The following is a 23,322-nucleotide window of genomic DNA, read 5'->3' as shown; positions in this document are numbered from 1 at the left end:
ATTGGTCGAAGGATTGATTGTTAAAAACTTGCTTTTACCCCAAGCGAGTAAGTTCGTACTGACAGAATGCCTCCAGTTGAGTAATCGGGATCTATGTGATCTTTATTCGCACGCCACAGGATTCCTAAATTGTTTACGTAGAAATACAATTGAAGATTATCGAAGGGCAAGCTTTTTAGCTCACTTTTTCTTAAATCATAAGATAAACTAACATCCTGGAATCTGATATGATCACCTTTATCCACCATAATGCTGGAATTACTATAGAAAACATCTCTCGCCTGATCATTTGGATAAACCATGGAGGGAACATTTGTGAATTTCTCATCTCCCATTTGTTTCCACCTTTTCTCGAAATCCTGGTGACCTTGTTGGTTATTAAATAATCGCTGGTAGGATATACTGCTTTTCCTAAAGTAATATCCAAGTTTATAACTGATATTAAAATTGAGCGCAAAATTCTTATAGGCGATTCGGTTGTTTAAACCGCCAAAATATACCGGTCTGGCTGGTCCATTATAAATCAGCTGGTCAAAAGATTCTGGTGCATTTAGGGTTGCATAATCTTTGCTTACTTCACCCTTTGCATTATACCCTTGTGGGTCGCCGGTTTTTGGATCAAGGCCCGCCCATTTTTGGCTATAAATCGTATAGACGGGTCTACCTACAATAGGGTATGTATTTTGATTACCTGCTAATAAACCATCTGAAGGAAATCTTTCCCCATCATATTTAGTTACCTGATCTGTTGCCCAGCTGAATAAAATCGTAGTTCTCCAACTGACCTCACGCTCTATGTTTTGAGTGGTCAGTTTAACATCGATGCCATTGCCTTTCATATTCGAATAATTGCCTCGGAATTGAATTACCCCGGTGCTTGGCGCAGTTTGAAGATCGCCAATTAAATCCACCCCTTTTTTATGGTAATATTCTATACTTCCGGACAGGATTTGGTGTTTTGTGCTGAAGTCTATACCCAGGTTGAATATCCCTGCTTTTTCCCAGCGTAAGTCCGGATTACCATAATTGCTGACCATGGCATAAATTACATTTGTTGCCCTAGACACTAACCCCGGATATTTAAGAGTAGTAACAGCGGCAAGGGTTTTGTCCAGATTTCCGTTGTACCCATAAGTTGCCCGGATCTTCATTGTAGGAAACAAACTTGAAATGTAAAATGGCTCCTTATCGATGTCCCATTTGCCACCGACTGACCAAAGTGGGACATTTTTTTGGTTGGTTTCCACGCCAAAATAATTGGACCCGTCAATTCTTCCACTCGTCGATAGGGTATACTTTCCCGCAAAAGTATAGGCCGCATTTCCGAAATAGGAACGGAACCGGTCAAGGCTGCCCCCTGTATTGTTACCATTTGGTATTTTCCCCATTCCCAAAGGATTGGTATTAAAAATGGTTGTATAGTTTACAGGAATTTGACTGGCTGTGGATTGATCATAACCATAATAGTTATAGCTTTTGTAATCTGTTTTTATTTCCCGGCCTTCCACGCCAGCAATGGCAGTTAGGTAATGTTTACCCCATTGCTGGTTAAAATTTAATTGCCCTCTCAAATTTCTGGATACGGTAGCGGAATTACTCGCCCTGAGCATTCCTCCGATTGGAATATTATAAACCACCGGGCCACCACTAAAATCTGTGTACTGGTTGATTAAATCCCTCGCGTAGTAGCTTTCCACCGGGGAATAAGAAGAACCATCACTGGTAAACCGTCCGTACTGCCCTTTGACTTCCACACTCAGTTCTGGAATAATTTGATAAAGTAGACCTGCAGTTACTCTGGTACTACTAGATAAAGTTTTGCTAGTATTATATCCCTCGTTAATTTCTTTAATGGGGTTATAGCTCCACTCTAAATAACCGTTGCTGATCGCTGAATTTACAAAATCATTGGAGTGACCATAAGCAATAGGCAGCGCATTTCCGCTTGCATCTCGGAACTGCAAATATGGATATTTTACACCTGGCAAGAAGGTAGCAAGTGTATTGTCACTTTTATTATTGGTCTGAACATAGTTCAAGCCAGTGGATAGGGTGAGATTTTTTAAAATCTTGTAATCATTTTTGAAGTCTACCGTAAAACGCTGGTAGCTGGTTCCTTTTAACATAGTATTGTTATGGTCATAACCGGCCGATAAATAAGTGCTGGTCTTTTCGTTACCACTGGAGACATTCAAAGCGTATTGCTGGTTAAAATTTGGTCTGTAAAACGTGCTTAACAGTTGATCACGCACATCATTTTTCCGCAAGGCGTCAATCTGTGCTTTAGCCTGAGCATCGGTAATAGTTCCGTTTTTAGCTTTGTTGAGCAGATCTACAACCGGAGTTAATGCCGGATGATATAAATCAGAAATCTGTCCATCATAAAAGCCATTACCAAAAAGCATTTGTTCAACATCGATTTCATCACTGGAATTCAGAAAGTTTGGATCATATTTAAGATTAGGTTTTTCGCTTAGTGTAAAGTTGGTGTTAAATGATACTTTTAGCGGTTGATTGGTACGGCCATGTTTGGTGGTTATTACGATTACACCATTTCCAGCCCTTACCCCCCAAATCGAGGCTGCTGCCGCATCTTTTAATACGGTAACACTTTCTACATCATTTGGGTTGATGTCGGTAATGTTGCCATCATAGGGAAAGTTGTCCACAACGATTAAGGGCTGATCATTTGCAAAGATGGTGCTGCGACCCCTGATGCTGATTTGAGCATCATTTTTTCCAGTTATAGCGGGTGAGTTAAATACTAGCCCACTGGTAATCCCTTCTAGCTTTGGTAAAATATCAGTGGATATGCGGTCCTCAAACATTTTTTTATCCGGTGAGGCGAAAGATCCGGTGACACGTTCTTGCGGAATAGTCTGGTAACCGGTGGATACAACGCCGAACTCTTTCAGATCAGTGCTGCTTTCAATCAGGGTAATATTTATTTCAGTTCTTTCTCCAACCTTTTGTTCGACAGTAAAGAATCCAACATAGGTGAAAACTAAAATATCGGTGGGGTCGGCAGCAATACTGTAATTGCCGTAAGCATCTGTTATAGTTCCTTTATTAGATTCTTTAACTCGAATGCTAACTCCTTCGAGAGGCTTCTTTTTCTGGTCGGTTACCTTCCCCTTTATTAATATTCGTTTATCCTCAGGGGAAGACACCATAGCAGGGCCGAGGTTTTTCTCGGCCACCGGCTTTGGGCGCACCGTAATGAAATTGCCCTCTATCGAATAGCTGAGATTTTGGTTTTCAAAGATTTTCTTTAGCGCATCCTCCACCGAATTTAGATGTAGGGAGATGGTCACGGGTTTGGCTTCTTTCATGCTGGTCGATCCCAGCAAAAAGCCGTAGCCGCTTTGCTTTTTGATACTTTTTAACACGCTCCGTAAAGATTCTTCCTTCGCATTTAGGGAAATTTGCTGGGAATACACCTTTGCCGAGAGGTGGAAACTGAGGGCCAGAAGTAGTAAAAATATTTTCATGGCGACTATATATTTGACGTAGTTTTTCCTTCTGACGGGTCTTGATTCCCTGAAATATGGGTACAGACCATCATTGGTATGAATAATTTTATCCATATCTTTGGGTGTGTTAGTTTGAAAATAATGTTGATTCGCTCGATGTTACATAAGACCTAACTACCGCCGGGAGTGTTAGAGGCACTTCCGGTTTCGTTTTTTAGGGCTTATGAGTTGTGTGGTTAATGGTTAACTGTGGGGATTATTTGATCTTGATCCTCCTTTCTTCTATGCCAATCTTGATATTACTGGTTTCCTGCATTCTTTGCAATAAGTCTGGTAACTTAATACTCCTTGGAAAATCACCGTCAAAATATTCGTCCGGCAAATTGCTGTAATCCACCTCAACATCGTACCATCGGCTGATCTGTTGTAACACCTGCCTGATTGGGGTATGGTCAAAAACGAATGATCCATCTTTCCATGCGATGAAATCTTCAGGGTTAACCTCATTTACGCGGATACCGTCTTTGCTAAGGATAGTCTGTTGTCCTGGTTTAATTTTTTGGGTTTTCTTGGTGTCGGTTTGATAAACTTCGACACTGCCTTCTGCGAGGGTAGTGCGCACAGGTTCATTTAAATAACAGCTCACATGAAAATGCGTGCCGGTTACCGTAATAATTTGATCTGTACTTTTAACTATAAAAGGATGTAATTTATCTTTGGCCACTTCGAAATAGGCTTCGCCGCCCAAAATTATCTCCCGCGTCCCACGCCCCGTGAAGGAAACTGGATAGGTTAACTTTGTGGCGGCATTGAGCCAAACTTTCGTGCCATCGGGCAGAACGACCTGATATTGTCCCCCCCTTGGCGTGGTAATCGTATTAAGAGCGTTAGTGAATTCATTAGGGCTTGCTGTTCCTGCTTTTTTATGATACTGAATACTGCCGTCAGCCGTCTTTTCAATCACCATTTCCCCGACCTCGGTTTTGGAACCCACCACCAGATCGTCCAGGTGTATCGTTTTCCCTCCGCTCAGTGTCAATATGGCTTTGTTCCCACCTGGCAGAATGGCTGTTGCCGCATAATTTTCATTCATTGGTTTGCGGACCAACAAATAATAGTACGCGATCGAGGACATACTCACCAGTGCCAGTACCGCAGCAGCAGCAATGGTCCACATCCTAAAAGTTCGCCTTTTACGGGTCAGCCTATTCATGATCCGCTCGCTTACCTGAGGAAAGCCTTCCAGCGTCTGATAGTCCACCTCTTCTGAGGCCATTTCTAAAAACCACCTTTTCACCCGGAGTTTTTCTTCCTCAGTGCAGTTGCCTTCCTCATAGCGTAGTAACAGATCCTTTAATTCTTTTTTTGACATGGCCGCATCCAATTTGGGGAATAATGATGCTAATACCCTTAACTAGGTACAAAGTGGTAGATGAAAACAGCTTTTTTTTAAATTATTTTTCAAATTGATTATATACCACTCATTATGAGCATTTAATAGATTTCATATGAACAAAAAAATTCCACCACATGTGCGTGAATCACATTATTTTCGTTCCTAAATTTTTATCATGGAAAAATTATTACACGCCAAAGGTATTGGTGTGGTCGGGGATAATTCACCGGAAGAGGAAGGTACTTTTTATGCTTATACCAGTGATTTGCTGAAAAAGAACGTACTGATTAAATTCTATAACTTTGAAATCGGCGAGGATGAAGTAGAAACCGCCGTTCATGCCATGTTCTTGTATAAAGGTGCCTCGTATACCTTTTACCTCTACCATCATATAGATGGACTGCCAACTTTTCCTATCGTTCTTTTTCGGGTCATTGTGGATGTAGTGGAATTTATCAGCACTTGCAATCCGAACACTTTGGTAAAGGATCTGCAGCAGCTTTCTTCAGCCTTTAGTTCCTCGCTGGATAAAGACATAGAAGAAGAATTTAGGGTAGATTATCAAACTGAACTTGCGGATTTTAACCGTATCCTGGGATTGATTGAACTGAAAAGATCAGAATTATCCTAACTGGTGTACTTTTGATATACGTATTTAATAGAGGAGTAAATAGAGTAGCAAGCTAACAATGGTCAGTTTGGTTCTCAGTATATTCAAGGCATAATACATCTGCTTTTTCACCGTCCCCTCACTGGTTCCAGTTTTCTTAGAAATTTCCTTATAGCTCAATTGGTTTTTCCGGCTGAGTTCAAACGTGTAGCGCATTCTCTCAGGAAGCAACCTAATCTCCCGTTCTACCTGTTCCTGGAGCTGCTTTTCAATCAGCTTTTCATCGGGTGCAGGATAATCGTTCATGTGTCGGGCCAAACGCTCCAGATGGTTGCCACGTACCCTGTCATTACGGATCGCATTGATAACCCTGTTGGTTACGCAGGAAAACAAATACCGGTCTATCGGCCTGGAGGGATCAACCTGCTCTACATTCTTCCATATCGCGTAAAAAACCTCCTGCACAATATCCAGTCCCATCTGAGCAGATTTGGTCATTCTAAAAGCATAGCAGCAAAGCAGCGCCTGATAACGGTTATAGATTTCTGAAAACGCCTTGTGATCCTTTTCTACCATCAGTGCGCTTAATTCAGCATCGGTCATTTCTTGATACCTCATGCTTTAAAGCAGTTAAAGTTTCCTAAAAATTTTCCCCTTATACTTTTCTTACCTGGATTGTCCACTCCCTGTTGATCCGGTTTTCTCAGGAGGATAGTACCCCTATAAAATTCCGCTTTGGCGAACCTCGGCCGGTTTATCCCGGATTAACGATTGTTGCTTAACCAAAGAATAACATTTAACGCCATCAACGTAATTACCGTACTGAGCTTTCCACGGAGGATTTTTAGCGCGTAATACACCTGCTTTTTAACTGTAGCCTCGCTGCTGCCCACCTTTTGAGAGATTTGTTTATGGCTAAACTGCTGCTTGCGGCTGAGTTCAAAGATCTCCCGCATTTTAGCGGGCAACTGCTCGATATGCCGGTCAATGATCGAAGCCAGTTCTTTTTCCAACACCAACGCATCAGTAGCAGTGCCTGCTTCTGGTATCTTTTTAGCCAGATCATCCAAGTAACGCCCCTTCACTTTCTCCGCCCGGAACAATTTCAAAATGCGGTTACTCACCGATCGGTATAAATAAGCGCTGATGGTATCCTGGAATAAAAAATTTCCCTTTCTTTCCAGCAAAGTGGCAAAAGTATCCTGTACCACATCCTCTGCCTGCAATTCATTGCGTAACATTCCTCGGGCGTGTAGGAATAGTTTGAACGAATAACGCGCATAGATTTCATCAAAGGCTTTTGGGGTGCCCTTGTTAAATTCATCGGCAAGTTCTGCATCTGTTAATGCAGTAAAGGGGGTTTTCATTTCATCTACTCTATTAAATCATGCTCAACATGCAGGTGGGGCGTGCTTGTCAGGGGTTGATGGTCATATGAGCTAGGTAAATATACCAAATATATATGCTCCCTAGTTAGTGAAATCATGCAATAGTTTTCAACTATTGCAATCAACGCCCACCTGGACACTACCGATTTAACAGGCAACTTAGTTTAAACACCGGTGATCATAACCACTAAAAAGAGGGAACAATTTTGCATGGTTCATTTTCACGCAAAGTTCAAATTCAATACTCAGTTCACGCCTTTGCCTGCAAAGATCAGATTCCCGCAAATGAACACCCTTTGCATCCTTCAAGCAATAAAAGTCGCAATGTGGAGCAAGAGCGGCAATAAAATCATAAGCGCTTTCTAATTCGCTAAAGGTATCCACGACCATTTCCATCGTGTTCTTAATCCTTTCCAATTCGACCTTTGTATTCAGGTCATTCATCTCTTTAATTTTTGTAATCCCTACGCGCACCGCGATAGAGCCATAGTCATAATAATGGACAAAGTACATACAGATCAAATTATATCGTAATTAAAAAAAAGGACGGCTGTAGAAACAGCCACCGTCATATCATCCAAGAAATACGTAGATCCCTCTATCCTATTTTTCGGATGATCCGCATACTAAGAACGCGGAAAGTGTATTGATAAAAACATGATGGAATAGCTAAAAAAATATAGCCCGCAACAGATCTTGCAGCTAGGCAAAAGATAAGAATTTTTGACCCCAACTTTCTATGGCGGACAAAAAATAAATGTTATGCAATTATTCCTGGACATTGTTGTCTGTTTTTCAATTTTGTTTCCCAAACATTGACCAAGCGCAGATCTCCACGCTGGTAGAAAAATAAATTCTAATCACTCCCCTAAAATGTTTTATTTTTTTTTGCCCCGCATACCCCTTCATTCCCCTTTTGCTGTTTTATGGTTGTTCGAACGAATGCAATTTGATCTGATGTACTTAAAAACTATAAACATGATTCCTTTCTCTGAAAAGGTTAGCCTTGCTATTTTCCAAGGATCGCCACCAGGCTGTCCCATTTTCCAAAAACTAATCTGAGAATTTCTATTATTTGATCCTGTATAAGGTGGTCTCTTTGCGATGCCTCTAGCGAAGATTGCCCGTACGCAATTTATTCGTTAATGCGATTTGTACTTTTATCAGCACTGCTGCTTGGAGTGGTATGCCCCGCTATGTCCCAAATTTCCGGCACTGTAACCCATAAACAGACCCGTAAGCCACTCAATCAGGCTGTAGCGACCCTATCTGCCCAAATAGGCACACTTGTGCTAAAAACAACAACAGATGCCAGCGGAGACTTTATGTTTCCCATGCCTCCGGAGGGACTGTATAGTATAACGGTATCTTTTTTAGGCTTTCAGTCTAAATCCCTTTTACTTAAAATACCTGCCACCACCTCCCGCTTACAACTGGATACTATTCAGCTTGCCCCGTCCCCGCTAGACCTTTCCCAGGTCGAGGTCAAAGGGGTAACCCCGCTGGTCAAAGTGCGTGGGGACACCATGGAATTTAATGCCAAAGACTTTTATACCACAGAAAAAGCTCCGGTTTTAAACCTACTTCAAAAGATCCCCGGCCTTTCGGTTGACCTGGATGGTAACTTTTATTTCCAGGGTACGCCCATCCGCGAACTCTATATTGACGGGCGCCCTGCCTTCCAGGATGCACCGGACGGCAACGCAGATCCCAAGGTAATCTCCCGCTTACTACTGGCAAGTGTGGTCGATAAAATACAGGTGACCAGCAAAAAACAAAGTCCCGGACTTTCCCCCGGTTCAGCTCAAAAGGTCATCAACATCACCACCCGCAAGGAGAGTAGAAAACACATCAACGGCGAAATCGGTGCCGGGTATGCCACCCAAAACGGCTATAAGGTTGGAGGCAGCGCCGCACGTTTCGCGGAACATAGTCAACTGATGGCCACCGCTGTCTTTGCCAACCTGAGCAGCATGACCCTGCCATCTTCTGCTGATGAAAGCATGGACATGAACATGCGCTTTCCCGGCACCACCCGTGATGGTAAAATTTCTCTTAGCGCTGGATTTGATGCCAGAAAAAAAGCGAAATTCAACTTCACTTACAACCGTATGGACCGTGATGGTGACCTGCTGGAGCAGCAACACCGGGAAAATTTCATCCCCACAGGAAATTACTACTATGACAATTCAACGGCTAAAAAAAATAAGATGCAGGCAAATATGCTGGGCACCAATTTTAGCTATGACTTTAATGAAAAAAATAACCTCACAGTTCACGGCAATCTGTTCTTAACCCGCTCGGATCTTTCCAGCGCCAATCAGTTCAGCACTACCGGCTCCTCAACCCTGGACACCCTTTCCTACGGTAACTTTTCAAACCGCGAGCATCAGGACAACCAGCGTGCCTTTCTGTTTGGAGAATATACGCGCCAGTTTCAATCCGGGGGAATGTTTCGGGTAAACATCAATTATGATCTGGATCACAACTGGTCCCAGCAGTACAATTATTCTTTAAACCTGCGCGCTGCCAACCAGCCCGCAGATACCATCAACCAGTTGATCCAGCCTACAGCCAGAACCCACAACCTGACCCTGGGCGTCCAGTTATATAAACCCATCAGCAAAAAGTTCTACTTCCAAACCATCTATAACCTTGGTAGAAACCAAATCCGTAATAACCAACTGGCCAGCAACTATCACATGCCTTCTGGAAAGTATCTACTCATGGACAGTTCGCTGACCTACAGATTTGAAAACCTGAACTTCAGCCAAAGCCTGAACGCTTCGTTTAGTTATCATATCGGAAAATTCAATGCTACACTGGGCGCAACTTACAGTCTGAATGATTTCAGTAGTTCCGGTAGTGCTAATGCTTTTAACTTTAGTCAGCACTACAGTTACCTTTCCCCGGTGGTCAATCTAAGCTGGACATTTAACCCACTGTCTGCCATGCACGCCGATCTGTCTACCTCACCGTTGATGCCCCTCACCGACCGTGTAGTCCCTGTGATTTCCGTGCAGAACCCTTTACAGGTCCAGTTGGGTAACCCGGATCTTAAGCCCGGATACTGCCGCCGGATTTCCCTGGACTATATGTTCAGCGACACCCATGGCACATCCTTTTCCATCGGAATCTTTGCTACTTTGGAATACAACAGCGTCTCTACCTCAGTCACGACCGATTCTACAGGTAAACAAATCACCAGGCCAATTAATGTAGATGGAACGCGCGCCTTCTCCCCAATGATCACCTACGGTAAAAGATTCCAGAAATTGCATTTGACATTTTCTTACCGCGCCTTCGGTGATCTTAGGCGTAGCCTTTCATGGATCGATGGGCAAGAAAACATCAATCGCAGTCTATTTCTCAATCATGATATTTCTATTTCCTGGAACTGTAAGTCCTGGCTGGAACTCAGCGCAGTGGCCGCACTCAATTATCGTGGCAATCAGTATTCTTTGCAAAACAATGCCTATTATCATTTCAGTAACAACAGAATATTCCTCAAGGCTGTCTTTTTCTTACCCGCAGGGATCGAGATTGGATCTGCGGGCATGTACTCGACCAACAGCGGTCTGCCCGGATCTATCACCACCGTTAACGGCTGGATCAGTAAGCTGCTCTTCAAACAAAAGAACTGGCTGGTCAAATGTTATGGTTTTGATCTTCTGAACCAAAGCAGAACACAGATGGCCGTTGCTACCCCAAACTTTATTGACAGGACAGTGAGCAATTCCCAGCGGCAATATTTCATGTGTAGCCTGGTCCGCTATTTTAAATGACATGCCTCCGGTAAAGAAATTTTTAAAATAGGTTTATTTAATATTGGTTGAAATGTGGGGCCTGACCTTTCCAGGTTGGGCCGGTTTTAAAATTAATGTTTGATATCTGCTACTGCAGGACACCTTATCACTGCAGGGCAAATTAAAGTTTGATACATGCCTCAACAAATCAGCATCAATCATTTAGAACTTTTGGTAGCCCACACGATCCAGCAATGGGCTAACGGTCCGAGTACAGAGCTAACCATTTTCGAAATTTGTACATCCGTAAAGAAAAAGCTAATTCCAATTGATTCCAATGACCAAAGGGTCGATGACAGAATTGTCCAAATTTTCCACAGGCTATATACAATTAATACTAAAGCGGCACCCGAAACGATATTTAATTGCAATTTAGAGCGGATGATCAGTGGTGAAGTTCATCCTTGTACATCTCCTTAAAATAGGACTTCCCACTATCTTTTCTACATAATGACAAAGCTCCATTTTATTGATGTTTTCATGTAGGAGTATATCATTCTATTTTCAGCAATAATACAATATTAAACATACTAGAACCGCCCAGTTACCTCAACAGCTTACTCTAAACGTCATCGTAATCTAAAAAATCGTCATGATTCAGTTTAACAATGGCCCGTGTTTTTCCGAAATATTGGTGGATCAGCGCATTTACCTGCGGGAACAACGCCGGATCAAGGACTGGCCCTTCAAGGTGAATTAACTCATTGGTTTCATCTGATAGGCCATATTCGCTGTTTACGCCATTTACAATGATAACAAACCGCCGTTCACGTGGTTTTTTACGTAATGTGATTTTGGTGGATACCCCTTGTTGAAGAAACGTTGCAAAAATATTCCGCATAGATAAATGGGTTTATTTAATACAGATCAAATAATGTCGTTTTTGCTTTTAATCCATCCTAAACTTAATCATTGCTGGAAATTACACTCATTTGGCAACTCCAATTTACGATAAATACCATAAAAATACAACAAAGCCGATAATTAAGTTGCAATTACCGATATTTAATTTACCAATAGCGATTATAACCAAACATTAGCGATAATAAATACCACTTGACTTCGATCCGTGCTATTTTGCAGCACGAACCTATAAGAATGGCCAATAGCAAACAAAGTAGATACGATTTTATTAAGCCACTGGTGGAAATTGGGAACATCACCTCCCTCCAGGAAATATTCCTGCGCAAATTGATCCCAATAACCCAGTTCATCAGTGATACCGGAAGCAGGTATTCTACGATGCACGATAAGATCTATAAGCCTGGAACCATGAAGTTAGATGACGTTGTAACTATCGGAAAGTTATTGGACCTCAGCCCTGAACAAGTGGTCACCCTTGCCTTAAAAGACAGAAAGGATACTACAACCGCAAGAAAAAAATCCGTCAAAAAAGCACCAGTTAAGCCAGTAACGAAAAAGAAGGCTTGATCAGGTGCCCCAAATGCTCCATCCTGGACATGCCATCGGGTATTCTAACCATCAGTAAAGGGTGTACCTTAATCCTTCTGATCAGGTATAAGCCCTTAAATAGACGATGGCCTGGAGCAAGAGTTTTCCTTTGCAGCGGTGAGTCCAGCAAGCTGGTGCCATCCTCGCTATAGGCCATCCAGCCTTGCTCTTGCCAACTGTAAAATACCCGGGACGCCTCGAATCTGGCAAACCCGGCATTGACCAGCGGCCAGGGATAGGTAAAATCTGCTACAAGTCCTTTTTCAAGATGCTCAGCGACTTGCTGCTTTAAACTTGGGTAATGCTTTGAAAGGTAACTGTCTGTAGGTAATTCTGATAAATTTCGAAGGTCTGAGGGGCAAGTACACACTAGTGCGGCAAACCTTACCTCATCAGCCGTTGCTCTGAGTTGGAATAGCATAAGATCAAATTTGCAACCGAAATTAAGTGACTTACAGGTTTTGTAGAAGCGAATATGCAGATTAAATTTCACAAGATAAGCAGTTCCCAAAAAAGCTGAAACAGACAAATTCAGTAATTATTTTTTACATGTAAATAGCTGTGATGATTAAATAGGCATTTAAAAATAAATTACTTGATCCTCTTTACCCTGATGCTGTGCCCTTTAACGATCATCACAAAACGACTTCCAATTTGAACGATCGTTGCATACGGTTTATTGGCATAGAAGTACTTATACTTGTATCTATCCTGTTTCCAAACTTGTCCATTTTGAAGTTGAAATATTGTATCCCCTGACCAGCCTGTGAAATCACTGACGATTTTACTTCTTATTCCCCTGGTTTGTTGTATTTCCGCATAATCATCCATCCCTTCGGGAACAATGATCATTGTAGTCCCATCGGAATATATGTTCACATTTGGTCTGTACGCATAGTGATAATGATACTTATAGGCCGATTGATAATAGATAGTTCCATCTGTCAGCTCAAAGATCATTTCATCATCGAACCCCTCAAATTCATCTTCAATTTGAATACTCTTTAGGAGTTCCCATTTAGTTAAATCCAAATCCATACACTAGTTTTTTAGTTTTAAACACCTTTTTAAAGATACAGCGTATTTCATTCAGTTTTAAATTCTGCCCATCACCACTAGTCACCATTTCTTTTTTACGGCCCCCTCTATGATCAAAGCCAGAAACAGTCTTCAGGTCCTTACCGCTATCGACGTCTGGCCACGAGCCCTTACCATCCCAAGCGTTTAGTCTCAGCAAAGTACGCTGTCCCACCGGTATTCAAAATCCAGCTATACTTAACTATACTGCCCATCGGAAAAATCAGCTTCAGATTCCTCTCCGTCTCCACCCTGACAAACCTCTCCGATCAGGGCCATCGCAACCCAATCCAATCCATTGCATCACTCTGCAAATGCCCATCAGCCTCGCTGCACCAGTTCTGCGAAACTCCCAAACTGGCCGTTCCATCCTCCTACAGCTCTACCTGTTCTTCCTCTGTTTGCAATTACTCCATTTTCCATTTGGATCTACCCTTTCAGGATTTAGTGGATTGCCCATTTTCAGTCTATTTACGTATCGCTAAAATGGTAAACCTGCTGATAAAAACATCTATCGCTTCTTAAATCTTTCTTGCTCTAAGACCAGCTCATAGCTGCCACCAAGGTGGCAAAGGGTTTTCCCCCACCTCTTATTTTTTGGCGTGGATAAAAGGGGCATGCTAAGGTATGTGCTTTTTTATGCCCCGGGCTACGAAATGGATGGCTGGGGCCATCCACCCTCCGGGACTTTTCAGCCCGGGGCATAAAAAAGCACATTCACCTTGCATGTCTTTTCCCACAGGCCAAAAAATAAGAGGCGGGGCAAAAAAAAAAGACAGAAAAAAAATTAATCACAATTAAAATTTAAAATCATGAAAAAGTTAGAGCAAAAAGCAACCAAGGAAACCGCAAACCAGAACGCAGAAAACGTAAAACCTACATTAACTGTCGTTACCGACACCCAAGATCCAAACGCCACCACTGAACAAAACACAACAGGCGGGGCTGAACAAACCGTAAACAAAGAAGCAAAGATTATCCCTTTAAACTTTGACCAACGTAAGGAAGCCATTGAAGCCCTGCACCGTAAAACGGTAAAGCTAAACCGGGTTAAAGAGGACTTTTTGAAACTTAAAGAGTTCGAAATAGAACTCAAAGAAGAGCCGGAAAACACCGAAACCGAGTATTTCACCGGATGCTCTATTTCTGTATCCGATGACAAAGGCCACCGTTATGGCGTGAAAAATCCCCGTCTGGTTTTCGCCTGTGTGTCCCTGCTCAAAAGCCTGTATGAGGCGAAAATTGTTGAACTGGAAAATGAAATCGTATGGCCGTTCCCTGTGGCTGCATAATCCCTTCGCCCCCCAATCCGGGGGGCTTGTTCCCCCCTCATTCTTTCACCCTTTAATCATATTTATCATGGCACATAATTTAAATTATTCAGAATCATTAGGAAGGCATAGTTTTTTTTCTGTCAAAGAAAAAGCATGGCACGGACTCGGTGCCATCGTACAGGACTACCCCACCAGCAGCGAAGCCATACGGCTGGCAGGTTTAGATTTCACCGTAGCCAAAGGCCGCCACAAACAGGAATTTCCAAGCGGAAGAACCGCCAAAGCAAAAAACAGTTTTTTCACTTTCCGCACCGATACCGAACAGGTTTTAGGAGAAAACCTAACCGCTGATTATCACATTGTTCAAAACGTTGAAGCCTTCGCCTTCTTTGATTCCATTGTAGGGGGTGGTGAAGGGATAAAATACGAAACCGCGGGCGCATTGGGAGACGGAGAGCGGATATTTATAACCGCCAAAATGCCGGACTATATCCGTATCGGTCAGAGCAATGATGTGATAGAGAAATTTTTATTTCTCACCACCTCACACAGCGGGAAATCTGCCATCACCGCGGCTTTTACCCCTATACGCATTGTTTGCCAGAATACATTAAATGCTGCGCTTGGAAATTGTGACATGTCCGTTTCTTTCCGTCACAGTGCAGACGTTCACCAACGCTTAAACGATGTAGCCAAAGTCATGAACCTCGTAGACACCCGCACCAGCGAATTGCAAGAAGTGTTTAGCCATTGGGCAAAAATCAGGATCACAGACGAGCAAGTTTTAAAACTCATTCAAATGGCGATGGTGCCAGATATAGAAACCATGTCTTTACTTGAAAAAGACCTATATAAGGAAACTTCAACCCGCTATAAAAACACCGTTGACCGGGTTTTTGAATATGCGATGACCAGCGAAAGCCAGCAAATGGAAACCACCAAAGGAACGGTTTTCGGTGCCTACAATGCCGTCACAGGATACTACCAAAACGTGTGTGAATTTAAAAACGATGAAACGAAAATTAAATCCACCATTTACGGTGGCCTCGGCCAACAACGCGCACAAAAAGCCTTCGACCTCTGCACCGGTTTTGCAAAAGAAGGCGGGGAAATTTTCCTATTCAATTAAACATTCACCAGCAGCCCCCCAAAGGGGCTGCATAAAAAAATCACGATGAACACTTTAAAATTTTCTATACAACCCTTGCTTGAATGGACAGGCGACCAAAGTATAACCGGGCCAATATCCCCTTTAGAATTCGCTAAGGAGATGAGCAAACAAACCGGACAAAAATTCAACCGCCTCGCAAGGGTATGGTTCGAAGATGAAAAAACTTTGCAAAGCTATGACGGGGACGGTATGACCGGACATGATATTTTAATCCTTGCTACCCAGTACAGTAATGACCTTTGCGTAGGTCTGTGGATTGATAGTGGTATTGGTGGAACACCTGTTGCTATGGCTTTTGAAAGTGACCGGGAAATTCAAATTACCCCTATCTATCAAAGCAAAGAATACCTAAAAAAATTGGATCAGCAGGAACTGAAAATTCTGTTTGATTACCTGTTTGCCCACCCGGAAGAACTGGATATTATTCCCTTTCCGCAGCAAAGCCAAAGAGCCTGATACAATCAGGGATTAAAAATTATTCACTTTAATTTCTAAAACGATGACTACGATTATAAAAAAATTACCGACAAATAAAAACACTACGCCAGAAACAGAACAGCAGATCGTGCAAAAAAACATCTCCCTTTCACTGGTAGATTTATCTCCCGACAATTACCGGATTTATTTTTGTCCGGTCGCTTTAAATGAACTGGCAACAGATATGACCCTGCACGGGATGATTTCCCCGGTTACGGTTCGCCCAATGCCTACCGGACGGTATGAGCTAGTTGTCGGGGAAAGACGCATCCGCGCTGCCCGTATCGCTATGCTGGATATTATCCCGGCAGTGATCAAGGATTTAACGGATGAACAGGCCGAAGAAATGCGCCTGTCTGAAAACTTGCAACGGGAAAACCCGCACCCAATGGACGAGGCCAACCGGATCGGAAAGATGCAGCGCGAAGGAAAAACCATTGCCCAGATTTCAGAACGGTTATCTAAATCCAAAGCCTTTATTTATTCAAGGTTGAAACTTTCAGCTTTAATCATCCCACTTCAGGAAATATTCTTTGCTGAAAAACTTTCTCTTTCTGAAGCGATGGAAATGGCCGGACTTGTACCAAGTTCGCAGCAGGAAATTTTTGAACGTCATTGTAGCAACTGGAAAGATGAAAATTTCAGCACAAACGGCTTCCGCCATATCATTGGAAGGTATAAATATGATTTAAATGATGCTCCTTTTGATGTACAGGACGGCCAGTTGATCCCCCAAGCTGGTGCATGTTCAACCTGCCCTTTTAATTCGGCTACCCTTAACTCTTTATTTCCTGAAATGGCAGATGAGGCCATCTGCACAAATAAAGCATGCTATCATTCCAAATGTATAACCACAACAAAAAATGAAATCTTGCAGGTGGTGGAAAATTTCACCCCAGAGGCCATTATCTGTATTGGCCGACTGTCCGAAGAAAACCAAATCATTGTGGATTCCTTAGACCAGACCGCAGGACTGCCCCAATATTCGGCCTATGATATCAACCTGATCATGCCACCAACCCCGCCCGAAGTAGAGGATTACACAGACGGGGAGGAGGAAGAATCCTTCGATCAGGCAGGCTACGACTTTGCCTTACAGGAATACAACGAAGATTTAGCCGCCTATAAGGAGCAAACAGCCTCCGGTGCATTCAGCAAAGGCTTATGTTTTCATTATTCCGTTGTGCAAGCCGTCCTGTTTACCACTGGGCGTGTCCGCAGGGAGCAAGGCCCTAAAAAAGCCACCGCCAAACAGGTACAGGAGGCAATTAAACAAGGTACACAAACCACAGAACTCTTACAGGGAGAAGTTTTACGACTCAACCAGCGGGAAAGCAGGGCAAAAGAAATCGACCGGGGGAAAGTACAACTCAACATACACGAGCATTTTAATGATTCCTTAGTCAGTTCAGAAATTACTAACCCTGCAAATGCCGCCGATTTTGCAGCCGCCCGGCTACTAGTCTATCAGTCCTTAGACTATGTTACCCGGTCACGGATCGATAATAGCCTGTTGGTTGATGAAAACCTGACCCGAATCACCGACCCGGAAAAGGTTTACCAAAAGTTGACCGTTTTAAGTGAAAGTGAGTATTGCCTGATGATCCGTTTAGCCATCCATGGACAACGGGAAAGCAAAATTCCGACCAATATCAGCGGTATTGCCCTTTACCAACTGGCCAGTGAATCCGGGATCAGCATACAGCAGATCGAAAATGATCAGGCCAAAATCGCTAAAAAACGACAAAAGAGACTTAAACCCCGGATCAAAGATTTAGAAAACAGGATCAAAAAAATGACACCCAAGATAGAGCAAAAAGAGGCTGCATAACGCCCTTTATGAGATTAAGGGAGGTAGACGTAAGCTTCCTCCCTTATCCTTCAATTTTGAGCCTAAAAAGATGATTTATGCACATCACAGATTTAAATAACTACGTGATAAAAGTAACCGATTTAGAAGCCGCGATCCGGCAAGCCGAAGAGTTTAAAAATTATCAACATGAGAATCCCGATTTCCGTTCCGGTGATCATCAAAGGCAATTGTATTGGGCTGACCTGCACAGAAAACTATTGAATTTAAAACAACTTAAAACTTAAAACCATGAATCCATATATTCCAAGTGTTCACACAATCGCGCTCACTTCCACCAGTCTTGGCGTGATCCTTTTTTTCTGCTCCAGCAAAAGGCAGTATGAACGTACTGTAAGTACTGAGCCTTTCCACCCCTTACCTTTTTGGCAATTTTTATTGATCAGGATTTTTGAATGGCTATGGTGCTGGCTATACCGTCTGCTGATCGTACTGGGTTTATTTTTCCTTTTCATCGATTGGTACATCCGGCCATCCTGAGCCGTTGGCAAGGAACATAAACCCAAAACCGTCCGCCATGGATTCCCGAATTTGGAGATCTATGGCAGGCGTCCAAAGCGGTACTGCCTGTAGGCAGCGACAAATTTTTGAGCCCTACGGGCTCCAGCTTTTCTCTGCAAACCAGGTGTTCAGGCATAAACAAGACTGGTTCCTGAATAGGCTCAATAACTTTACGACTGGCAAAGATCTGCCAACCTTCCTATGGGTAAATGACCTCCCAATTCACATCACATCGCACTTTTATAGCCATTTAATAGCCATGGATGGGTTTAGCTTGAAAAAGCTATATTTAGTCTTAAATGTTTAGCTCTCTATGACAGTTCTCCCTATTCACCTCTATCAAACCACAAATTATCTCGGTGAGCAAAATGCCACGGTAAGGCTAAAAAAAAGTGATTTTGAAAACGTAACCTTCAACGGGGACAAAATCACCCTATATTTCTCCAATTGCATTTTTGGGTCACTCCACATTGAAAATCTGGAAGACATCACTTTCCCTCAAATATTCATCGAATTCCACAATTGTTATATCGGGTTACTCCACGTTCAAGAGATCGTTTCCAAGAATATTTCCATTTCATTTTTAGAATCTATGCTCACAGGGAGAATAGAAAATGAAAACCTGTATTCTATCGTAATTACAAATTGCCTACTACTTAATGACTTATTGCTTACCAAAGTAAATAGGGTCAATATTCACTTCCTTGACGACTTCTCTAATCACAAGAAGTGGAAGCTCCTTCTGATCCGCCTTCAAATTTCATTAGCAGATGACTTATTCCTGGTTGCAAACCGCTATTTTATTAGTGATTGTAAAAATGTCCGGTTTACAGCGGTCAAATATATTCCCAATAAAGACGAACGGCCCAAGCTATCCTTAAATCTAAAGTATAGTGAGGAAGCTAAACATGTTCAGACCATCGTTAATGGGGTGTTCCTAGAATCTTTTGAGATTTCCGGAGAACCATCCGGAGAAGTGTATATTGAAAACCTTAATATCAATAGTTGGTATATTTATAACCTCCGGCCAAAAGGGGAATTATCATTTCATAACATTGCTAGTATTAAAGATGGTGAGGCCGGAAAAAAGATAGCCATACACCGTTGCAATCTGGATAATGTTACTTTTGATACTATCGCTTTTAATGATTACCCCATTGTCTCTTTTTACAAGTCCAAATTCTCTAAAGCACGGTTTACTTCCTGCGATTTTCCTGATTCTTATAAAAACTTTGGTTTCGTAGAGGTGGAAAACGTCCATTACCCTGATAAAATCCCACGCAACCAGGATAAGGCCATCTATGAGATATTCCTTCAGCTTAAAAAATCCTTTGAAGATTCTGGTAATTACTATGAAGCGCAGAAAATACAAGCGATCTCCCATGATGCTTTAAAGAGAGTAAAAGGAATTTCCTGGTGGGATAGGAAGATACTTTCTATTAACAGTTTGTCCAATGACCATGGACTTTCCATCAAAAAACCATTTTTTGGTTTCCTTGGTTTTTCTATTATCTTCTATCTTGCTTATCTATTGAGTTTAGGCAGGTTGTTTAAATCTACTGATTTTGATCCTACCTTGATCGGTTATTATTTTTCTTTCATTGATCTGACACATCGGTTAGATTTTCTGGTAAAACAGGATCAATATACGGGTTGGTCTTTGTTCCTGGACGCATTTAGTAAAATCGCGATTGGTTTTTTCATTTTCCAATTTATCTCAGCTTTTAGAAAGTATGGAAAAAATAAGTGAAATATACATAAAGCCGCCTCGGCAGGCGGCTTTATGCAAACTCTTAATGCGCTATTTTAATGCTTTTAGCTTTTCATACAATACTTGAAGTCCGGCTTTTTCCAAACATTCGCTTATAAAAGTTTCTAGCTCAGCAGTCACGCCTTCAGGAAAAAGTTTAAAGAGTTCTGATTTCTCTTTAATCTCCTTATCTACAACTAGGCAAAACAGCAGCACAATCTTTCTATTGGCTGTAGCCGGAAGCTTGGCATTCCCTGCCCATTCGGGTGTACTCAACAGTACATCGAACATTTGAAATTTTTCATTCATTGTCATCATACCTCACATTTTTATTATCAATCTCACGTAAGGTAAAAGTAACCTGTAAAAAGGAATTTAACCTATATCAAAAATCAGATAGGTTCCCCATCAACTGACAGTCAAACAATTACAACCTCCAGTAAAGATGCGCATCTAGTTTGCTTTTGAATAATTTTTTTTGATATCAAACGTTAAAACATTAAATAAAATTCTACTATTTTAGTCAATAATATCGATATTGGAAACTCTTAACGCTGCTCAAATGAATGCTCAAATCCTACAAACCCTAGAAAAATTCCTTGCCAACACTTGCACTCCGGAAGAAATCAAACTCGTCTCTGAAATACTGCAACAGGGGGCATATTTAGAAGAATGGGAATATATTTTAAAAGTAAGTCAAATTAGCCTAAATGATAAAACGCCCTCTATTCAATATACCCCTAATTTTCAGAAGCTTTTTGACCGGATCAAATCCAAAATTTCTACCTAACATCGATCCATTACCAGGTAACACAGTTGTTACAATAAACTCCTAATTTTTAAGTACATTCAATGTAAAAATATTAACTCATATTTTTACATTGCAGTCAGTATCACCTAAATAAGTTTGCCTATGATGACACTCGAAATGTAATATTCAAATTCAATTATTTTTTAACATTAACCCTCAATTATGAAAACTCAATTAAATTACACCCTCGCTTTATGCGCTTTCATTCTTCTCAGCTCATTTACTTATTCTTCTAAATCCTCAGAGCAGAGTTTTTCAACATCCAGTAGATCTATTTTCAGAAGTTCAGTCAATCCCTGGTTCCATTCCTCAACAGCAGAAGCATTAAATTTGACTTCTATGGTGTCTCCAGGTGATGAAGACGAAGACGGTGTGCCAGATTTTTTGGATAAATGTCCGCATACGCCTCCTTTAACATTTGTGGACGCTAACGGCTGCCCGATTTTCTAATAGACTATTTTATACCCTCTAGTTTTCATTAGAGGGTATTTATGTTTTCTAATTAACTGTTAATTCAGCAGCCCATTGCTCTATTGACGTATCTCTTAAAACCCATGAAAAATTATTTAAAAATCCTGCTGATCAGCGTTTGCTTTTTGGCGGTAGTGCCTTCCTGTAAAAAAGATGGCAAAGACATAAACACAACAGAAGATCCTATTGCTAAGGATGCTGTGACCCTAGCCGAAGCAAGGGCAGAATATTCCAAAGCGCTTAATCAGGGTCTGTATGATAATTTCCTTGATAAGAGCCTTACACCGAATTGGGAAAAGGTTTACCGCTACCGTCTTTCAGAAAATCACAATGCGCTATACGTTACCTTATACTATAAAAAGCAAACAGGCGAAGTTATACAAATGATCGTTATGAAGGACAATGGCAAAGTCCAGAGTAAGGTCGTCCAGGCAATTCCAAATCCCAGCACACTGAAAGCTGATAAAAAAATTGACTATGCTCATCTTGATGGCCGGTTAATCTTCTTTAATTCTTATGGAAAACTACATGGTCTGGTCGCGGTTCAAAACGGCAAACGATTAAGTTCAAATCTATCAGGGGTTAATCTCCAAAGTTCATCTTTAGGTGACCCTAATAAAGATGATGATCAGGATGGGGTAATTAATAAGGATGACCAGTGCCCGAACACGCCTGCCGGTGATATGGTCGATAGCAAAGGCTGTAGCTTAGATATCCCCTTAGATCCGGTGATCATTACTCCCGATCCCGGCCCAGGAACTGGGCTACCTCCAATTGATACCGGAGGCGGCTACCCTCCAATAGGCGGTGACCCTGGTGACGGCAGTCCTACCGGACCGGGTGGCGGAGCTGGTGACCCCGGATACACAGACGACAGCCAAACAACAGGTACTATTGAAGTCAATGGGAACGCTGACCCTGATTTCCCATCCAATTGTGCTTCGTGGGCATATGAGCCTGCTGCAATAGAAACGTACCAGAGCTGTGGTGTATCAGATCTGCGGATAGATTATATTACAACTTATCAGATAGGAAATATAATTCACATTGAGTATGTACGAATGCACTATGACAAAAATCTATATTTCGAATTCCCAAGAACACGCGCAGACGGAACCTTTATCAGCGCAAGCGAAGCCGCAAGACTTACTGCTCAGGCAAAAGATGCTGCCGAAGATATATTTGAAAGCCAGGTAGAATCTTCGCCACCACCAACCGGACCAGCTGTTGAAATATTTTTAAACCGTTACCTTAATATTCTAAAAGCTGCCATGGAAAGATTGGGTGGACGTGCAACGTATAGAAACAATTATGGTACTTATAGTGTTAGGCCATATACTAAAGGAATTGGAGGTTGTTAAAAATGCAAGGTTTACCGTTATTTAATCAGTTGGTTTACAATAATAAAATAATTGCCAACGTGGTCAAGGATCTGAGTTTCTCAAAGGTCGATTTCTCAGGCTATGATTATAAAAAGGATTGGGAAGATAATTATACGATCAGGAATTTTCACCTGGGGGATTTTATTTTCAGGTCAGTGACGATTAAATTAATTTCCCAGGATGTTTTTATAAACCTGTATTCAGATGATCAAAGTTTCTATGACGAACCTGTGAAATATTTTGAAGATGATGGTGTGGCCTTTGAAATAGATCCCATTTCCGACGGTGATAAACAGATAAAAGACTATCGTAGAAAATTACATTCATTTAGGTTATTTGATCGGACGGCCAGGCTTTCCCTTTACAAATCGAATGCCTACGGCTGCCGGATTAACCTCACGTTTATCGGTTAA

22 protein-coding genes are annotated in these 23,322 nt (G+C 41.8%); 13 read left to right on the top strand and 9 right to left on the bottom strand.

Annotated elements, in window-relative coordinates:
* Nucleotides 1–20: 20 nt before the first annotated feature.
* On the bottom strand, nt 21–3,587 hold the full coding sequence (locus AC1DP6_RS14875) for a SusC/RagA family TonB-linked outer membrane protein (protein WP_477055517.1): 3,567 nt from the start codon (nt 3,585–3,587) through the stop codon (nt 21–23).
* 142 nt (nt 3,588–3,729) lie between these two features.
* Nucleotides 3,730–4,845 carry a FecR family protein gene (locus AC1DP6_RS14870; RefSeq protein ID WP_477055516.1) on the bottom strand — a complete coding sequence of 372 codons (1,116 nt, stop codon included), beginning with the start codon at nt 4,843–4,845 and terminating at the stop codon, nt 3,730–3,732.
* Nucleotides 4,846–5,044: 199 nt separating this feature from the next.
* Between AC1DP6_RS14870 and AC1DP6_RS14865 the strand changes: the two genes are divergently transcribed.
* Nucleotides 5,045–5,500, top strand: a complete 456-nt coding sequence (locus AC1DP6_RS14865) for a hypothetical protein (RefSeq protein ID WP_477055515.1) — start codon at nt 5,045–5,047, stop codon at nt 5,498–5,500.
* A gap of 24 nt (nt 5,501–5,524) precedes the next feature.
* Here the strand turns inward: AC1DP6_RS14865 and AC1DP6_RS14860 are convergent, their stop codons facing one another.
* The 3 genes from AC1DP6_RS14860 to AC1DP6_RS14850 all read right to left on the bottom strand — a co-directional run bounded on the left by AC1DP6_RS14860 (nt 5,525) and on the right by AC1DP6_RS14850 (nt 7,380).
* Nucleotides 5,525–6,097 (bottom strand): RNA polymerase sigma factor, encoded by a 573-nt coding sequence (locus tag AC1DP6_RS14860; RefSeq protein WP_477055514.1) that lies wholly within the window; start codon nt 6,095–6,097, stop codon nt 5,525–5,527.
* A 146-nt stretch (nt 6,098–6,243) separates the two neighbouring features.
* Nucleotides 6,244–6,846, bottom strand: a complete 603-nt coding sequence (locus AC1DP6_RS14855; RefSeq protein ID WP_477055513.1) for an RNA polymerase sigma factor — start codon at nt 6,844–6,846, stop codon at nt 6,244–6,246.
* A 180-nt stretch (nt 6,847–7,026) separates the two neighbouring features.
* Nucleotides 7,027–7,380 carry a hypothetical protein gene (locus tag AC1DP6_RS14850; protein ID WP_477055512.1) on the bottom strand — a complete coding sequence of 118 codons (354 nt, stop codon included), beginning with the start codon at nt 7,378–7,380 and terminating at the stop codon, nt 7,027–7,029.
* 632 nt (nt 7,381–8,012) lie between these two features.
* On the opposite strand from AC1DP6_RS14850, the gene AC1DP6_RS14845 reads away from it, so the two are divergent.
* On the top strand, nt 8,013–10,652 hold the full coding sequence (locus tag AC1DP6_RS14845; RefSeq protein WP_477055511.1) for an outer membrane beta-barrel protein: 2,640 nt from the start codon (nt 8,013–8,015) through the stop codon (nt 10,650–10,652).
* A gap of 583 nt (nt 10,653–11,235) precedes the next feature.
* On the opposite strand, the gene AC1DP6_RS14840 is transcribed toward AC1DP6_RS14845, so the two are convergent.
* A complete protein-coding gene (locus tag AC1DP6_RS14840) occupies nt 11,236–11,514 on the bottom strand; it encodes a hypothetical protein (protein ID WP_477055510.1) in 279 nt (92 codons plus the stop codon).
* 215 nt (nt 11,515–11,729) lie between these two features.
* On the opposite strand from AC1DP6_RS14840, the gene AC1DP6_RS14835 reads away from it, so the two are divergent.
* A complete protein-coding gene (locus tag AC1DP6_RS14835) occupies nt 11,730–12,104 on the top strand; it encodes a hypothetical protein (protein ID WP_477055509.1) in 375 nt (124 codons plus the stop codon).
* Here AC1DP6_RS14835 and AC1DP6_RS14830 read toward each other — a convergent pair.
* Complete coding sequence (locus AC1DP6_RS14830; protein ID WP_477055508.1) at nt 12,076–12,654, bottom strand: hypothetical protein; 579 nt, start codon at nt 12,652–12,654, stop codon at nt 12,076–12,078. The genes AC1DP6_RS14835 and AC1DP6_RS14830 overlap by 29 nt on opposite strands.
* Nucleotides 12,655–12,716: 62 nt before the next feature.
* Nucleotides 12,717–13,163: a hypothetical protein gene (locus AC1DP6_RS14825; RefSeq protein WP_477055507.1), complete on the bottom strand. Its 447-nt coding sequence runs from the start codon at nt 13,161–13,163 to the stop codon at nt 12,717–12,719.
* Between the two features lie 851 nt (nt 13,164–14,014).
* On the opposite strand from AC1DP6_RS14825, the gene AC1DP6_RS14820 reads away from it, so the two are divergent.
* The 6 genes from AC1DP6_RS14820 (at nt 14,015) to AC1DP6_RS14795 (ending at nt 20,245) form a co-directional block, all read left to right on the top strand.
* Complete coding sequence (locus AC1DP6_RS14820) at nt 14,015–14,494, top strand: hypothetical protein (RefSeq protein ID WP_477055506.1); 480 nt, start codon at nt 14,015–14,017, stop codon at nt 14,492–14,494.
* The gene (locus AC1DP6_RS14815) at nt 14,460–15,605 is read left to right on the top strand and encodes a DUF932 domain-containing protein (RefSeq protein WP_477055505.1); all 1,146 of its coding nucleotides are present in this window, start codon (nt 14,460–14,462) and stop codon (nt 15,603–15,605) included. Before AC1DP6_RS14820 ends, AC1DP6_RS14815 begins: the two co-directional genes overlap by 35 nt.
* Before the next feature lie 45 nt (nt 15,606–15,650).
* Complete coding sequence (locus tag AC1DP6_RS14810) at nt 15,651–16,103, top strand: hypothetical protein (protein WP_477055504.1); 453 nt, start codon at nt 15,651–15,653, stop codon at nt 16,101–16,103.
* Nucleotides 16,104–16,146: 43 nt separating this feature from the next.
* Nucleotides 16,147–17,955 (top strand): ParB/RepB/Spo0J family partition protein, encoded by a 1,809-nt coding sequence (locus AC1DP6_RS14805; RefSeq protein WP_477055503.1) that lies wholly within the window; start codon nt 16,147–16,149, stop codon nt 17,953–17,955.
* Between the two features lie 77 nt (nt 17,956–18,032).
* Complete coding sequence (locus AC1DP6_RS14800) at nt 18,033–18,221, top strand: hypothetical protein (protein ID WP_477055502.1); 189 nt, start codon at nt 18,033–18,035, stop codon at nt 18,219–18,221.
* Nucleotides 18,222–18,808: 587 nt separating this feature from the next.
* Nucleotides 18,809–20,245, top strand: a complete 1,437-nt coding sequence (locus tag AC1DP6_RS14795) for a hypothetical protein (protein ID WP_477055501.1) — start codon at nt 18,809–18,811, stop codon at nt 20,243–20,245.
* A 51-nt stretch (nt 20,246–20,296) separates the two neighbouring features.
* Here the strand turns inward: AC1DP6_RS14795 and AC1DP6_RS14790 are convergent, their stop codons facing one another.
* Nucleotides 20,297–20,563 (bottom strand): hypothetical protein, encoded by a 267-nt coding sequence (locus AC1DP6_RS14790; protein ID WP_477055500.1) that lies wholly within the window; start codon nt 20,561–20,563, stop codon nt 20,297–20,299.
* A gap of 244 nt (nt 20,564–20,807) precedes the next feature.
* On the opposite strand from AC1DP6_RS14790, the gene AC1DP6_RS14785 reads away from it, so the two are divergent.
* From AC1DP6_RS14785 to AC1DP6_RS14770, 4 genes are all read left to right on the top strand, one after another.
* Complete coding sequence (locus AC1DP6_RS14785; RefSeq protein WP_477055499.1) at nt 20,808–21,035, top strand: hypothetical protein; 228 nt, start codon at nt 20,808–20,810, stop codon at nt 21,033–21,035.
* A 183-nt stretch (nt 21,036–21,218) separates the two neighbouring features.
* Nucleotides 21,219–21,506 carry a thrombospondin type 3 repeat-containing protein gene (locus AC1DP6_RS14780; protein WP_477055498.1) on the top strand — a complete coding sequence of 96 codons (288 nt, stop codon included), beginning with the start codon at nt 21,219–21,221 and terminating at the stop codon, nt 21,504–21,506.
* A 104-nt stretch (nt 21,507–21,610) separates the two neighbouring features.
* A complete protein-coding gene (locus tag AC1DP6_RS14775) occupies nt 21,611–22,888 on the top strand; it encodes a hypothetical protein (protein ID WP_477055497.1) in 1,278 nt (425 codons plus the stop codon).
* Nucleotides 22,889–22,947: 59 nt separating this feature from the next.
* A complete protein-coding gene (locus AC1DP6_RS14770; protein WP_477055496.1) occupies nt 22,948–23,322 on the top strand; it encodes a hypothetical protein in 375 nt (124 codons plus the stop codon).

It is taken from the genome of Chitinophaga sp. 01L420 (genome assembly GCF_056399985.1).
Note: the sequence above shows the minus strand (reverse complement) of the source record. Positions and strands in the feature narration are given on the sequence as shown.